Source organism: Limnohabitans sp. (assembly GCF_040400975.1).
Lineage (GTDB): Bacteria > Pseudomonadota > Gammaproteobacteria > Burkholderiales > Burkholderiaceae_C > Limnohabitans_A.
In genome coordinates, this window is the sequence record NZ_JBBAPF010000028.1 from 1 (window position 1) to 14,903 (window position 14,903).

Below are 14,903 nucleotides of genomic sequence, written 5' to 3' on the forward strand. Positions count from 1 at the left end.
CGGCAATGCGATTCGCACCTTCCTTTGCAATGGTGGAGGTGCCACCGTGGTCAGTCACGCTGTGTTGGGTGGCACGCCTAACCATGGGGTGCAGGCCATTCCCGGCCTGAATGAGGCCAATGAATTTTCAGGCACAGGCCCGTTCCTCCAGCAACTCAATGCCCCCAAAAATGCCCAAGGCGATGAGGTCTGTGGCCCCACACGCTGGATGACCATCCGTTCGGACAACAACGATAAATTTGCGCAGCCCGATGGTCTTTGGCTGGGCATGAAGGGCAGACCCACGATGGTGGGCTTCGATGGTCCTGAACTCAAAGGGGCCACCAACGTGGTCATTCCCAAAATTGACCACCGAGAAACGTCTTACTCTCAAGCCGCCTTTGAGGCCACATACCGCTTCATCACCGGGCAAGCGCCCAGCTCTCGTGTGGTTCGGCAGAACGAGGTGGTGCTGAACGGCAAATTGGTGGGCTTGGGTCTGGACCCGATGGATTCGGGCAGCGGCAATTTCGTCAACAACCTGCCTTTGCGCGGCGCTCGCATGGAGATTTTTGCCACCGACCCGGCCACGGGCCAGCGCCGAGGGCCTGCGGTCCATGTCCAAACCACCGGGGCTGATGGCCAGTGGGGGCCTTTTCGGGGGCGAGGCGACACGACCTATGAATTCATGATCCAGGCGGCTGGTTACGCCACCACGCACATTTACCGCAGCCCATTGCCCAGATCGAGCCAGTGGCTGAACATGCGGCCAGAGCGTGCGAGTGACGCCGACCGGGCAGCGCAGGCGGTGCTCAGCTTCACGCGGCCCCGTGGGTATTTCGATCCGGGGCGCGACGCTATGAGCCTGGATGGGCAAAGCAGCTTGCCAGGCGTGCCGCCCGGCGCCGGTGTAGCTTCCAGCCGTTTGCGCCTGAAAGACAGCACGCAGCGCAGCGTGGGCGCAAGCTTCAATGGCGAAAAAATCGTGGGTTTGACCTGGCCCATGGCCCAGGGTCATACCACTGTGCTCGAATTGACCGATTGAGGATTGCGCAAAGCAGGTGTGGCTGGAGGACTCGCCGTTTAGCCTGAGCCCCAGTTTTTGGAGCTGGCTCAGCGGTCCAGTGCCAAGACTGTGCTTTCCTTGATTTCTTCCATCACCACATAGCTGTTGGACTGTGCGGGTACCGGAATCTTGTCGAGGATGGTGCCCAGCAACTCCCGGTAGTCGTTCATCGCGCGCAGTCGGGCCTTCACCAGGTAATCGAAGCTGCCCGAGACCAAGTGGCATTCAAGTACTTCTGGCATCAGGCCCACCTCGCGCCGAACGGTCTCAAACACCTGCGGTGATTTTTGCGACAGCGTGATTTCGATGAAAACCAGCAAAGGCTTGCCCAAAGCTGCGGCATCCACCCGGGCGTGGTAGCCGGTGATCAGACCTTGCCTCTCGAGCCTTTTGATGCGCTCAGAGCAAGGGGACGTCGAAAGGCCAACTTGTTCCCCCACTTCTGTGACCGACATGCGGCCATTGCGTTGCAGCAGATCGAGGATTTTGAGGTCAATGCGGTCTGGGTCAGACATTGTGCGGTCAAGGCCTGAGTAGGGCCGTTTGGTCAGTTGAAATTCCCGTAATTAAACACTATTTCAGAAAAAAATCCTGCATCGAATCCATAACATCACTGAATCTCAAGTCAATAGCGAGGCTGACATGAAAGTGGTGGTACTGGGTGGTGGGGTGATCGGGGTGAGCACGGCGTGGGCGCTGTTGCGCCAAGGGGCCGATGTGACCTTGGTGGACAGGCAGCCTGATGTGGCGCAGGAGACCAGTTTTGCCAATGCGGGTCAGGTCTCGCCGGGCTATTCCACGCCCTGGGCGGCACCGGGCATCCCGCTCAAAGCCCTGAAATGGCTGTTTCAGACCCATGCGCCGTTGGCATTTCGCCCAGATGGCAGCCTGTTCCAGTGGCGCTGGATGGCGGACATGCTGGCCAACTGCTCAGCCGACCGCTATGCGGTCAACAAGGAGCGCATGATGCGCTTGTCCGAGTACAGCCGCGACTGTTTGCGGACCTGGCGTGCCGAAACCGGCATGGACTACGACGCCCGCAGCCAGGGTACCTTGCAGCTGTTTCGCAGCCAGGCCCAGCTGGACGCTGCGGCCCGGGATGTGGCCGTGTTGCAGGAATGCGGCGTTCCCTATGAGCTGCTTGACGCGGCCGGGGTCGGCCGTGCAGAGCCTGCGCTGGCCAAGGCGCGGGTGCCGATCAGCGGTGGTTTGCGGCTGCCCAACGATGAAACCGGGGACTGCCATTTGTTCACCCGCCAGTTAGCGCAGCGCGCCAGCGCTCTGGGCTTGAAACTGCGCATGTCTTGCACGGTGCAGTCTTTGGTGCGCGAGGGTGATCGCGTCACAGGGCTTCAACTGAGCTGTGCGAACGGGGTACCAGGCGAGCAGCTGCAAGCCGATGCGGTGGTGTTGGCCGCAGGCAGCTATTCGCGTGACTTGCTGCAGCCGCTGGGCCTGGACATTCCGGTGTATCCGGTCAAAGGCTATTCGCTCACCATGCCGCTGTCGGATGCTTCGCTGGCACCGCAGTCCACCGTGCTGGACGAGACTTACAAGATTGCGCTGACCCGATTGGGTGATCGCCTGCGTGTGGGTGGCATGGCCGAGCTGGCGGGCTTTGATCTGCGCCTGAATCCGCGTCGCCGCGCCACGCTCGAAAAAGTGACGCGTGAACTCTTTCCGGGTGGTGACCTGACTCAGGCCCAGTTCTGGACCGGCTTGCGCCCCATGACGCCTGACGGCACACCCCTGGTAGGGGCAACGCCGCTGAACGGGCTTTACCTCAACACGGGTCACGGCACACTGGGCTGGACCATGGCCTGCGGCAGTGCACAACTGTTGGCCGATGTGATCTCAGGTCGCCAGCCGGCCATCCGCACCGAAGGGCTTGACATGAGTCGCTACGGTGCACGGGGGGCCACAAGCCGCCCGGGTCGGCTGGCGGCAGCCTGAGAAGGGTTGGACTTAAGTGGTGCGCTGCCACTTGCAGCCATTCCACTGCGCTTCGCAGGCAATGGGCATTCCCGAGAGCTTCTTACTTGATGAACATCTCTGTGACGCACTTGGTTGATTTTGGTTCATTACTCAGGTGTCCCATGACGGCCAATCCTCTGGAAAACCCTAGGTCTGGCTAAACACCTTGATTCATTTGGGTTGTGTTCCAGTCTTTATGATGCGCCTACCATCATCAGGAGACTCCCCATGAAAACAAACATCACTTTGCGCCAACGACGCGATTTTTTGAAAGTCGTCTCAGTCGTCGGCGGTTCCCTGCCCATGTGGGCTCAAGCCCAAGGCGCTTGGCCGACCAAGCCGGTCAACATGATTGTTCCTTTTCCCGCAGGCGGGGGCACCGACGCATTTGCGCGTCCGATGTCTGCCGCATTTGCCAAGCTCACCGGCCGGCAAATGATCATTGACAACCGCGGTGGCGCGGGCGGTACTTTGGGCGCTGGCATCGCTGCCAAGGCTGCCCCGGACGGATACAACTACCTCATGGGGGCAGTGCACCACACCATCGCACCCAGCATGTACCCACGCCTGGATTACGACTTGGAACGTGACCTGATCCCCTTGATCCAAGTGGCGGCCGTCCCCCAAGTGCTGGTGGTCAACCCCAAGAAAATCACGGCCAATGACTTCAAGTCTTTCTTGGAAATGCTCAAAAAGAACCCTGGCCGTTTGAATTACGGTTCAGCGGGCAGCGGCACTTCGCACCATTTGGCCGGTGAGTTGTTCAAGCTTCAAACCAAAACCTTCATCACCCATATCCCTTACCGTGGCGCAGGCCCCGCATTGCAAGACCTGATTGCGGGCAACGTGGACATGATGTTCGATGGACTCGGGTCCTCGGCAGCTCACATCAAGGGTGGGCGGATCAAGGCCTTGATGGTCTCGGGCACCAAGCGCAATGCAGCATTTCCCGATGTGCCGTGCTCCAGCGAGTTGGGCTTGCCTGATTACACGGTCTCCACTTGGTATGGCGTGTGGGCCCCCAGAGGCACCACCCCAGACGCACAGGCCAAAGCGATCGAAGAGTTCCGCCGTGCTTGCCAGACCGACGAAGCCAAAGCCGTGTGGGCCAACCAAGGCGCTGAATTCCCCAACCTCACGGGCGCTCAGTTCGAAGCTTTCATCAAAAAAGAATTGGCCAAGTGGTCCCAAGTGGTGAAGGCATCGGGCGCCAAACTCGATTGAGCTTGGGGCTGACTTCTCCGGGCCTGTGATCAGGCCCTTTTTCACGTTTGATTTTTGCCACCATGACCCAAGAGAATCTGTTTTCTGCCCTCAGGGCATCGTTTCCATCTGATCTGAAAACGGTGGCGGTGCAGACCGATGAAGGTCTTGAATACAGTTGGCTGGATTTGGAGCGGTCCACCGCGATGGTGGCCAACTTGCTTCAATCCCTTGACTTGCCAGAGGGCAGCCGGGTGGCTGTGCAGGTCGAAAAATCCGTCGAAGCCTTGATTTTGTACTTGGCCACCTTGCGTGCGGGTTATGTTTTTTTGCCCTTGAACACCGCTTACCAAAGCGCTGAAATCGAGTACTTCATTGGCAATGCTGAGCCTGCTGTGGTGGTGTGCAGTGGTGCCAATTTTGGTTGGGTCAGCAAGATCGCCTTTAAGGCGGGGACGCAGCATGTCTTTACCCTGAACGAAGACCGAACCGGTAGTTTGCTTGACCGCGCGGCCTTGCAAAGTGACCGGCACACCCCTGCCCAACGCCATGCAGACGATTTGGCGGCCATTTTGTACACCAGTGGTACCACCGGGCGCAGCAAGGGGGCCATGCTCACCCACGGCAACATGCTCAGCAACGCGCTGACACTCAAGGACTACTGGGGCTGGACGTCAACCGGAGGGCCTACAGGCCAGGGGGATGTGCTCATCCATGCCTTGCCCATCTTCCATGTGCATGGTTTGTTTGTGGCCATCCATGGCGCCCTGATCAACGGCAGCAAGATGATCTGGATGGCCAAGTTCGACCCCAAGCGCGCCATTGGCTACATGAGCCAAGCCACTGTGTTCATGGGCGTGCCTACGCTGTATGTGCGCATGTTGGCTGAACCTTCTTTGACCCAGTCAGCTGTTCAAAACATGCGTTTGTTTGTGGCCGGGTCGGCGCCATTGCTGATCGAGACTTTCACCGAGTGGCAAGAGCGCACGGGCCACACCATTTTGGAGCGCTACGGCATGAGCGAAACCGCCATGTTGACCTCCAACCCCTATGCGCCAGACAAGCGTTACGCCAAGCAATCTGAGCGTCGCGGCGGTACCGTCGGTTTTCCTTTGCCCGGTGTTGACCTGCGTGTTCAGGGGGACGACGGGAAGCCGCTGCCCGTGGGTGAGATCGGGGCCATTCAGGTCAAGGGGCCGAACGTGTTCAAGGGCTATTGGCGCATGCCCGAAAAAACGGCCGAAGAGTTCACCGCTGACGGCTTTTTTAAGACGGGCGATGTCGGCAAAGTGGATGAGCGTGGCTATGTGACCATCGTGGGCCGCAGCAAAGACCTGATCATCAGCGGCGGTTACAACGTTTACCCGGCCGAGATCGAAGGCTACATCAACGACATGAAGGGCGTGGCTGAAAGCGCCGTGGTGGGCGTGCCGCACCCCGACTTTGGTGAGGTGGGGGTGGCCGTGGTCACGCTCAAGCCGGGCGCATCCGTGCAGCCCGACTCGGTTCTGGCCGAACTCAAGGCCAAGCTGGCGAATTTCAAGATCCCCAAGCGCTGCTTTGTGGTGCCCGAGTTACCGCGCAACACCATGGGCAAGGTGCAAAAAAACCTGTTGCGTGATCAATACAAGGGTCTTTTCGCATCCTGATACAGGACAGCTTGAGCTGTCCGCCCCCACCCCTGCGCCTTAGCGCAAGACCAACACAGGCACGTGAGAATGCGTCAGAACTTGTTGTGTTTCACTTCCTAACAGCAAGCGTTTGATGCCCTTGCGGCCATGTGAGGCCATCACGATCAAATCCGCGTGCTGCTTTTTGGCAGCGGCAATGATGGCGTCCGACACCACATCCGACTTGATCACCAGCGACTTGATCTGGACGCTTTTGACTTTGGCCGATTTTTCCACCGTGGCCAATTGGGCCTGAGCGGCCTCTGTCCATTGCTTTTCGACGCGCGAAATTTCCTCGACAGACAAGGGGATGCTGCCTTCGAAGTAAGCCTGCGGGTAGCGTGGGACCACTTTGAGCGCAATCAACTCAGCGTCGCAGGTGGATGCCAATTGAATGGCGCTGGCCACGGCTTTTTTGGACAATGCCGAGCCATCGGTGGCGACAAGGATGCGTTGGTACATGGTTGGCTCCTGGTGTGAAAAGAAAACCCCAGCATAAAAGAGCCGTAAACGCAGCCGCTTGATGCACATCAAGCTTTGAATGGGTCGGTTGGCATATCTTTGAAACATGACACAAGTCAATGTTTTTGCAGGCCTTCCTTCGCACGGCGCTGAGGCAAAGGGCGTTCCATGGACGCATTCAACGCCAGTCGCAGAATCAGACGCGGACGCTCGTTTGCAATTGCTGGACACACCCGAGGAGTGGGCTGCATTCAGTTTATTGAACCCAAGTGAACCGGATACCTGGACGTCGAGTGTCGTGTTTGAAGGCATGCATTGCGCAGCTTGTGCGATCACGCTCGAAGATGCATTGCGAGCCGTGCCCGGCGTGCTGTCGGTGCAAATCAGCGGTGCCAGCCACCGGGGGCAAATTGTTTGGTCATCTGAGCTGACCCGTCCCTCAGAGTGGATGCGCTCGGTTGATCGCTATGGCTACAAAGCCTTGCCTGCCAACGACGCGCATGCCCACGCGTTGCGAAGCGACGAGGCACGGCGCATGGTCTGGCGTTGGTCGGTGTCAGCCATGTGCATGATGCAAGTCATGATGTACGCGACTCCGGCGTACCTGAGTGATCCGGGTGACATTGCCCCCGAGTCCATGCATTTGCTGCGTTGGGCGTCTTGGGTCCTGTCTTTGCCAGTGATTTTTTTCTCTTGCGCCCCTTTTTTGAAAAATGCTTGGCGCGATTTGCGTGATCGACAGATCAGCATGGACTTGCCTGTAGCCCTGGGCATGGTGGTGACCTTTGTGGTGAGCACCCTGGGCACATTTGAGCCTCACGGGCCATTTGGTGCAGAGGTGTTTTTCGACTCCTTCACCATGTTCGTTTTCTTTTTGCTGACCGGCCGTTGGCTGGAGTTGCGCATGCGCGACCGCACAGCAGGCGCCTTGGAAGCGGTATTGAACCGACTGCCTGAAAGCGTTCGCAAGCGTCAGCCCGACGGCAGCTGGGTGCTCATGTCGGTGCGGCGTCTGCAAGTGGGCGATGTGATTGAAGTCTTGCCTGGTGAGGCCTTTGCAGCGGATGGCTTGGTGCTGAGCGGCCTGGCCCAAGTTGACGAAGCCTTGCTGACCGGCGAATCTCGGCCCTTGCCTCGGAAAGCGGGTGACCGTGTGATCGCTGGCAGCCACAACCTGAGCGGCACCTTGCAGGTGGAGATCGAGCAAATTGGCGCATCCACGCGCTACGCACAAATCGTGTCCTTGATGGAAAGTGCAGCCGTGTCGAAACCGGCCATGGCCTTGATGGTGGACCGTTGGGCCAAACCTTTTTTGCTGGCCGTCATGTTGGCAGCATTCGGCGCTGCCGCTTTTTGGTGGCCCACCGACCCCGCCCATGCCGTGATGGTGGCGGTGGCGGTTTTGATCGTGACCTGTCCTTGTGCACTGTCGCTGGCCACGCCTGCAGCCATGTTGGCCACGGCTGGGGCAATTGCTCGCAGCGGTGTGTTGGTGCGTCGGCTCAGCGCTTTGCAAAATCTGGCGGGCATCGACACCGTGATTTTTGACAAGACAGGCACCTTGACGCGCGATGCATTTGAAGTGGTTCGCATCCACACTCGCAGCGGTGTGAGCGAGGCACAGGCGCTGGAATGGGCAGGGAGCCTGGCGCGCCATTCCTTGCACCCAGTCTCGCGGGCCTTGTGGTCTAGGGCCCGACGTCAAGCTGAAGCCGAAGGCCGATTGCCTGCCCTAGAGGGGCTGACGGCGCACGAGGTGAGTGAACAAGCAGGGCAGGGCGTCCAAGGCGCTTTGAAGAGCCCAGGGCAAGATGACATGCTGTTTCGCTTGGGCTCTGCCGCTTTTTGCGCCGCACCGCCTCGCGCTAGTCACCACTTGCAAGTCAGCTTGGCTGACGCGTCGGGTTGGATGGCCAGTTTTGAACTTGCCGAAAAGGTCAGACCCGAGGCTGCGCGCGTGGTGCATCAATTGAACCAGCTGGGGTTGCGCTTGAAAGTGTTGTCTGGCGATGGCCAAGCCGCAGTGAACCAAGTGGCGCAAGCGGTGGGCATTTCGGATGCACAAGGCGGCTGCAGCCCCCAACACAAACTGAAAGCACTGCAGGCCTTGCAAGCCCAAGGTCACAAAGTGGCCATGGTGGGCGATGGCTTGAACGATGGTCCGGTTTTGGCTGGGGCCGATGTGTCTTTTGCCTTAGGTCAAGCCGTTCCATTGGCGCAGTCCAAATCAGACTTTGTGCTGATGGGTGGACAACTCGACGTGCTGGTCAGTACGTTGCAGCGCAGTCGCCAGACTCTGCGCATCGTCCGTCAAAACCTCTGGTGGTCGGTCATTTACAACGCTGCATGTGTGCCGCTGGCAGTCGTGGGCTGGTTGCCCGCATGGGCGGCGGGTTTGGGCATGGCACTCAGTTCACTGGGGGTTGTGCTCAATGCGTTGCGCCTGTCCAAGGCCTTGCCCGAAGTGCTGCCTACACCGGATTCAGCCCATCCATCCACTTGAGAAAACAACATGGACATCCTGTATTTGTTGATCCCCTTGTCGGTGGCCTTGGTGTTTTTCATCTTGGCGGGTTTGTGGTGGGCCATCTACCGCGGCCAATTTGAGGACATGGAGGCCGAAGGCGAACGGATTTTGCGTGACGATTGATTTCGATCAAGTCTTGCCAATGTACGCCCGTGCACACTCGGTTTGAAGATTTTAAAAACAAGAGGTGAAAATGAAATTTGCCAATATGCAGGCAACGTCTTACAACGACAAGGTGGTCAGGCAGTTCGCCATCATGACGGTGGTTTGGGGTGTGGTGGGCATGCTGGTCGGCGTGATCATCGCGGCCCAGTTGACATGGCCAGAACTCAACTTCGGCATTTACTGGCTCAGCTATGGGCGCTTGCGGCCCTTGCACACCAATGCGGTGATTTTTGCGTTCGGTGGTTGCGGCTTGTTTGCGGCCGCTTATTACGTAGTGCAGCGCACCTGCAACGTGCGACTGATCAGCGACAAGCTGGCCGCTTTCACGTTCTGGGGCTGGCAATTGGTCATCGTCTTGGCGGCCATATCTTTGCCATTGGGCTTCACCAGCGGCAAGGAGTACGCCGAGCTCGAATGGCCGATTGACATCTTGATCACGCTGGTTTGGGTGGCTTTTGCGGTGGTCTTCTTTGGCACTATCGGCACGCGCAAGGTGCGTCACATCTACGTGGCCAACTGGTTCTTTGGGGCCTTCATCATCGCCGTGGCATTGCTGCACATTGTCAACAGCGCGGCCTTGCCTGTGGGCATGATGAAGTCGTACTCGGCTTATGCGGGTGTGCAAGACGCGATGGTCCAGTGGTGGTACGGCCACAACGCGGTGGGCTTCTTTTTGACAGCCGGATTCCTGGGCATGATGTATTACTTCATCCCCAAGCAGGCTGAGCGTCCGGTCTATTCGTACCGCCTGTCGATCGTGCACTTCTGGGCGCTGATCTTCACCTACATGTGGGCCGGACCTCACCACCTGCACTACACCGCATTGCCTGATTGGACACAGTCGATCGGCATGGTCTTCTCACTCATTTTGTTGGCCCCCAGCTGGGGCGGCATGATCAACGGCATCATGACCTTGTCGGGCGCTTGGCACAAACTGCGCGACGACCCGATCCTGCGCTTTTTGATCGTGTCCCTGTCTTTCTACGGCATGTCGACTTTTGAAGGTCCGATGATGTCCATCAAGACCGTCAACGCGCTGAGCCACTACACCGACTGGACCGTGGGCCATGTGCACTCGGGTGCTCTGGGCTGGGTGGGTCTGGTGACCATGGGCTCCATGTACTACCTGATTCCCCGCCTGTTTGGTCAAAAGCAGATGTACAGCGTCAAGGCCATTGAGGTCCACTTTTGGACCGCCACCATCGGCATCGTGATCTACATCGCAGCCATGTGGATTGCCGGTGTGATGCAAGGCCTGATGTGGCGCGCCATCAACGCCGACGGCACCCTGACCTACACCTTTGTTGAATCGGTCAAAGCCACGTACCCCTTCTATGTGTTGCGGTTGCTCGGTGGTTTGCTGTACTTCGGCGGCATGCTGATCATGCTGTGGAACACCTTCAAGACGGTCACTCACGGTCGTTCGGTTGAAGTCCGCATTCCTAATCTCGAACTCGCACACGCCTGAGGAGAAATAAAACATGGCTCAAAACCAAAAATCAGGCGGTCTTTCTCACGAGAAAGTCGAAACCAACAACTTCTTGATGATCGTGCTGATCCTGGTGGTTTTGTTGGTGGGTGGCATGGTCGAAATCCTGCCCCTGTTCTTCCAAAAGTCCACCACCGAGCCGGTGCCGGGCCTCAAGCCCTACACCGCACTGCAAGTGGTGGGGCGCGATGTGTATGTGCGCGAAGGCTGCTACAACTGCCACTCGCAAATGATTCGCCCCTTCCGCGCCGAAACCCTGCGCTACGGCTCCTATTCGCTGGCGGGTGAATTCGTCTACGACCGTCCTTTCCAGTGGGGCTCTAAGCGCACCGGCCCTGATCTGGCCCGCGTGGGTGGCCGCTACAGCGACGAGTGGCACCGCATCCATTTGATCAATCCGCGTGATCTGGTTCCTGAGTCCAACATGCCGGCCTATCCGTGGCTTGAGAAAACTCCTGCCAGTGTTGCCTCCATCCAAGCTCACATGAACGGCTTGCGCACTTTAGGTGCCCCGTACACCGACGAAGAAATTGCCAAAGCACCTGAAGCGGTGAAAGACAAGACCGAGCTGGACGCCGTCATCGCCTACCTGCAGGTGCTGGGCACCCACCGCAAATAAGGAATCGTCATGGACATCAACACCATGCGCTCTGCCGTGACCTTGCTCGCCTTTTGCTGCTTTGTCGGCATCGTGGCGTGGGCTTGGTCGCGCCGCAACCAGGCCGATTTTGACGAGGCGGCGCAACTGCCGTTTCGCCAGGACGACTGAGCCGTTCTCCAGTACTAAAAACAATAGCAAGGAATTTCCATGAGTGACTTCATCAGCAATTTCTGGCACTGGTATGTGGCCGGCATCACGCTGGTCAGCATCATTGCCTGTCTGCTTTTGTTGTGGTTCAGCGGTAAGGCCAAGGCCATGACCGCCAACGACAACACCACCGGCCACGTCTGGGACGGTGACCTGCGCGAGATGAACAATCCGCTCCCACGCTGGTGGGTGGGCTTGTTTGTCATCACCATCATTTTTGCTTTCGTTTACCTGGCCATGTACCCCGGTGCGGGCAACTTCGCAGGCAAATTTGGCTGGTCTTCGGCCGGTCAGTACGAGGCCGAAGTGGCCAAAGGCAATGCCGAAGTGGCGCCTCTGTACGCCAAGTTTTCGGGCATGCCGCCCGAGCAAGTGTCCAAAGACCCGCAGGCCCTGGCCATCGGTGACCGCTTGTTCATGAACAACTGCGCCCAGTGCCACGGTTCTGACGCACGCGGCAGCAAGGGCTTTCCTAATTTGGCCGATGCCGACTGGCTTTATGGCGGCACGCCCGATGCGATCAAAGCGACCTTGGTGCAAGGTCGTGCTGGCAATATGCCACCCATGGCCGCCGCTGTGGGCACGCCCGAAGATGTGCGCAACGTGGCGCACTATGTGCTGCGCATGTCGGGCAGCCCGCACGACTCCTTGCGCGCTTCGTTGGGCAAGTCCAAGTACGGTGCCTGCGCTGCCTGCCATGGCATGGACGGCAAGGGCAACCACGCCATGGGCGCGCCCAATCTGACCGACGACATCTGGTTGCACGGCTGGGGTGAGAACGCCATCGTGAACATCATCAACAACGGCAAGGTCAACCAGATGCCTGCACAAGCTGACAAGCTGACTGAAGGCCAGATCCATGTCCTCGCATCCTATGTCTGGGGTTTGTCCAACAACGCCGTGGCCAAAGTCACCAAGTGATGACGCCCATTGCAGCAGGCCATTCCCGCTGCAAAAATTGAACCAAGGTTTTCACGTTGTCTACTTCCGATAAACCATCTTCTCGCGGTGTCATCCCTATCGCGCCTTTACCCGTCGAAGGGGAGATGGTGTCTTTGTACCAAGCCCATCAAAAAATCTACCCCCGCAGCGTGCAAGGCATGTTTGCGCGTTGGCGTTGGTTGACCGTGTTCATCACGCAGCTGGTTTTTTATGGTTTGCCATGGCTGGAGTGGGGCCAGCGTCAGGCGGTCTTGTTTGATCTGGGTGCGCGCCGCTTTTATATTTTTGGTTTGGTGCTTTACCCGCAGGACTTTATTTACCTGACCGCTTTGCTGGTCATCTCAGCGCTGTCGCTGTTTTTGTTCACGGCCGTTGCCGGACGTTTGTGGTGTGGCTTTGCATGCCCACAAACGGTATACAGCGAAGTCTTCATGTGGGTCGAGCGCCAGTTTGAGGGCGACCGCTCAGCCCGCCAACGTTTGGATGCAGCGCCCATGAGTTTCAACAAGCTATGGCGCAAAAGCGGTAAACAAGCCGCTTGGCTGACGCTGTCTTTGTGGACAGGTTTAAGTTTCGTCGGCTACTTCACGCCGATTCGCGAGTTGACCGCGTCGATCTTGTCCTTGGGTTTTGGCCCTTGGGAAATTTTCTGGATCCTGTTCTACAGCTTGGCCACCTATGGCAATGCGGGTTTCATGCGCGAGCAGGTGTGCAAATACATGTGCCCCTATGCGCGCTTTCAAAGCGCCATGTTCGATAAGGACACTTTGATCGTCACCTACGACGAGGCACGGGGTGAGCCGCGTGGTGCCCGCTCCAAGAAGGCGGACCCCAAAGCCCTGGGGCTGGGCGCTTGTGTGGACTGCAGCTTGTGCGTGCAGGTCTGCCCCACCGGCATCGACATCCGCAATGGCTTGCAGTACGAGTGCATTGGCTGCGGCGCTTGTGTGGATGTGTGCGACAACGTGATGGACAAGGTAGGTTATGAGCGAGGCCTGATCAAGTTTTCCACGCAAAACGCCATGGACAAGGGCTGGAGCTGTACGCAAACTGCGCGGCGTATTTTCCGCCCGCGTGTCTTGGTCTACACCGCTGTGCTGTGGGCCATCATCATTGGCGTTGGCGTGTCTTTGTGGCTGCGCGAACCGTTCAAGGTGGACATCGAGCGCGACCGCGCCACCATGGCCCGCATCGTTGCGGGCGGCAAGATTGAAAACGTGTACCGATTGCAAATCATGAACGCGGCGGAAGAAAACCTGATGTTCTACCTGCAGGTCGATGGCTTGCCGGGCCTCAGTCTGGCCAGCGAAGATGTCGTGCAAGTGGCCGCCACCGAGTCGCGTTGGGTGTCCGTGCGTTTGCAAGTGCCCTATGACGCTGCGCCTGCAGGGTCGCACCCGATCCACTTTCGCATCGAGTCCCGCTCGCCTGATGGCCAATCGGTCGGACGACTGAGCGAAAAAACCGTGTTTCTGGTCCCTCGTTGAGTGGCCCCCATTTTTGAAAGACAGCCATGAAAAATGCACGCAGTGTCCAACAAGAGGGTCAGCCCTGGTGGCGTTTTGGTTTGGTGTGGATGGTATTGGCTGGCCCCGCTGTGGTGGTGGTGGCAGGCTTCATCACCCTCTACATTGCCGTGACCAACCCGGACCCGGTGCTCACGGTGACCCCGCGTTCCGCGATGCAGGAGCGTCAAGGCATCACCCATGCGCCTGCCATGCAAGGCCGCAACCATGCCGCAACCGGAGAATTGCCAAATGCTGCGGTCGCGCCAGCAGCACCACCGGTCAAGCCTTGATGTCAAGCTGTGCGGGGCTTGAAGTCTGCCGGTATCTCAGTGGCAGGGGTTGTGGTTGATCAAGCGCTGCAGGCCGTCCGTGTCCAGGATGCGAACGTGGCGTTGTTTCACTTCGACCAAGCCATCTTCCACAAACTTTGAAAAAGTTCGACTCACGGTTTCAAGTTTCAAACCCAAGTAGCTGCCGATTTCTTCGCGTGTCATGCGCAAGACCAATTCGGATTGGGAAAATCCCCGCGCATGCAGACGCTGCACCAGGTTCAGTAAAAAGGCGGCCAGGCGCTCTTCAGCGCGCATGCTGCCCAACAGCAACATCACACCATGTTCGCGCACGATCTCTCGGCTCATGATCTTGTGCACATGGTGTTGCAGCGCAGTCACTTCGCGAGAAATTTCCTCGATCCGGTCAAAGGGCATGACACAGACCTCGGCGTCTTCCAGGGCGATCGCGTCGCAGCTGTGTTGGTCGTTCACGATGCCGTCCAGGCCAATGATCTCGCCCGCCATCTGAAAGCCCGTGACCTGATCGCGGCCGTCTTCGGTGGCCAGGCAGGTTTTAAAGAATCCTGTCCGAATCGCATACAAAGACGTGAACTTGTCGCCGTTGGTGAACAAGGTGGTGCCTCGTTTGACCTTTCGCCGAACGGCGACCAAGTCGTCTAGTCGGTTCAGGTCATGGTCGTTCAGGCCCATGGGCATGCACAACTCGCGCAAGTTGCAGTTGGAACAGGCGACTTTGATGGCTTGTGGATTCATGGTTTTATGCAAAGTAAAAAAATGAATTTGCTCTGGATCAAGGCTTGAGCTTAAAGCCAAAAAT

Annotated in this window: 15 protein-coding genes; 12 read left to right on the forward strand and 3 right to left on the reverse strand. The window is 58.1% G+C overall.

The annotated features are described in order from the left end of the window. On the forward strand, positions 1-1,024 hold a 1,024-nt coding region (locus ABWQ00_RS13535; protein WP_353239200.1), incomplete at its 5' end, for a twin-arginine translocation pathway signal. Positions 1,025-1,092: 68 nt separating this feature from the next. On the opposite strand, the gene ABWQ00_RS13540 is transcribed toward ABWQ00_RS13535, so the two are convergent. After that, positions 1,093-1,560 carry an Lrp/AsnC ligand binding domain-containing protein gene (locus tag ABWQ00_RS13540; RefSeq protein WP_353239201.1) on the reverse strand — a complete coding sequence of 156 codons (468 nt, stop codon included), beginning with the start codon at positions 1,558-1,560 and terminating at the stop codon, positions 1,093-1,095. A 127-nt stretch (positions 1,561-1,687) separates the two neighbouring features. Here ABWQ00_RS13540 and ABWQ00_RS13545 point away from each other — a divergent pair, with 127 nt between their 5' ends. From ABWQ00_RS13545 to ABWQ00_RS13555, 3 genes are all read left to right on the forward strand, one after another. Continuing rightward, positions 1,688-2,998, forward strand: a complete 1,311-nt coding sequence (locus ABWQ00_RS13545) for a D-amino acid dehydrogenase (protein ID WP_502908141.1) — start codon at positions 1,688-1,690, stop codon at positions 2,996-2,998. Between the two features lie 249 nt (positions 2,999-3,247). Continuing rightward, positions 3,248-4,243, forward strand: a complete 996-nt coding sequence (locus tag ABWQ00_RS13550) for a Bug family tripartite tricarboxylate transporter substrate binding protein (protein WP_353239202.1) — start codon at positions 3,248-3,250, stop codon at positions 4,241-4,243. A 62-nt stretch (positions 4,244-4,305) separates the two neighbouring features. Continuing rightward, positions 4,306-5,871, forward strand: coding sequence for a malonate--CoA ligase (locus tag ABWQ00_RS13555; RefSeq protein ID WP_353239203.1), 1,566 nt, complete (start codon positions 4,306-4,308; stop codon positions 5,869-5,871). Positions 5,872-5,910: 39 nt separating this feature from the next. Here ABWQ00_RS13555 and ABWQ00_RS13560 read toward each other — a convergent pair whose 3' ends face one another. After that, complete coding sequence (locus tag ABWQ00_RS13560) at positions 5,911-6,354, reverse strand: universal stress protein (RefSeq protein WP_353239204.1); 444 nt, start codon at positions 6,352-6,354, stop codon at positions 5,911-5,913. 106 nt (positions 6,355-6,460) lie between these two features. On the opposite strand from ABWQ00_RS13560, the gene ABWQ00_RS13565 reads away from it, so the two are divergent. The 8 genes from ABWQ00_RS13565 to ABWQ00_RS13600 all read left to right on the forward strand — a co-directional run bounded on the left by ABWQ00_RS13565 (position 6,461) and on the right by ABWQ00_RS13600 (position 14,083). After that, the gene (locus ABWQ00_RS13565) at positions 6,461-8,857 is read left to right on the forward strand and encodes a heavy metal translocating P-type ATPase (protein ID WP_353239205.1); all 2,397 of its coding nucleotides are present in this window, start codon (positions 6,461-6,463) and stop codon (positions 8,855-8,857) included. A 9-nt stretch (positions 8,858-8,866) separates the two neighbouring features. Then, complete coding sequence (ccoS, locus tag ABWQ00_RS13570) at positions 8,867-9,004, forward strand: cbb3-type cytochrome oxidase assembly protein CcoS (RefSeq protein ID WP_019428011.1); 138 nt, start codon at positions 8,867-8,869, stop codon at positions 9,002-9,004. 70 nt (positions 9,005-9,074) lie between these two features. After that, a complete protein-coding gene (gene ccoN / locus ABWQ00_RS13575; RefSeq protein WP_353239206.1) occupies positions 9,075-10,514 on the forward strand; it encodes a cytochrome-c oxidase, cbb3-type subunit I in 1,440 nt (479 codons plus the stop codon). Between the two features lie 13 nt (positions 10,515-10,527). Next, positions 10,528-11,154 (forward strand): cytochrome-c oxidase, cbb3-type subunit II, encoded by a 627-nt coding sequence (gene ccoO, locus ABWQ00_RS13580; protein WP_353239207.1) that lies wholly within the window; start codon positions 10,528-10,530, stop codon positions 11,152-11,154. A gap of 9 nt (positions 11,155-11,163) precedes the next feature. Then, the gene (locus ABWQ00_RS13585; protein WP_353239208.1) at positions 11,164-11,304 is read left to right on the forward strand and encodes a cbb3-type cytochrome oxidase subunit 3; all 141 of its coding nucleotides are present in this window, start codon (positions 11,164-11,166) and stop codon (positions 11,302-11,304) included. Between the two features lie 39 nt (positions 11,305-11,343). Beyond that, positions 11,344-12,264 (forward strand): cytochrome-c oxidase, cbb3-type subunit III, encoded by a 921-nt coding sequence (gene ccoP, locus ABWQ00_RS13590; RefSeq protein WP_353239209.1) that lies wholly within the window; start codon positions 11,344-11,346, stop codon positions 12,262-12,264. 125 nt (positions 12,265-12,389) lie between these two features. Continuing rightward, complete coding sequence (ccoG, locus tag ABWQ00_RS13595; RefSeq protein ID WP_353239236.1) at positions 12,390-13,772, forward strand: cytochrome c oxidase accessory protein CcoG; 1,383 nt, start codon at positions 12,390-12,392, stop codon at positions 13,770-13,772. A 26-nt stretch (positions 13,773-13,798) separates the two neighbouring features. Then, on the forward strand, positions 13,799-14,083 hold the full coding sequence (locus ABWQ00_RS13600; protein WP_353239210.1) for a nitrogen fixation protein FixH: 285 nt from the start codon (positions 13,799-13,801) through the stop codon (positions 14,081-14,083). A 36-nt stretch (positions 14,084-14,119) separates the two neighbouring features. Here ABWQ00_RS13600 and fnr read toward each other — a convergent pair whose 3' ends face one another. After that, entirely contained in the window at positions 14,120-14,839 is a 720-nt protein-coding gene (gene fnr, locus ABWQ00_RS13605) for a fumarate/nitrate reduction transcriptional regulator Fnr (RefSeq protein WP_353239211.1), read from the reverse strand. Positions 14,840-14,903 lie beyond the last annotated feature (64 nt).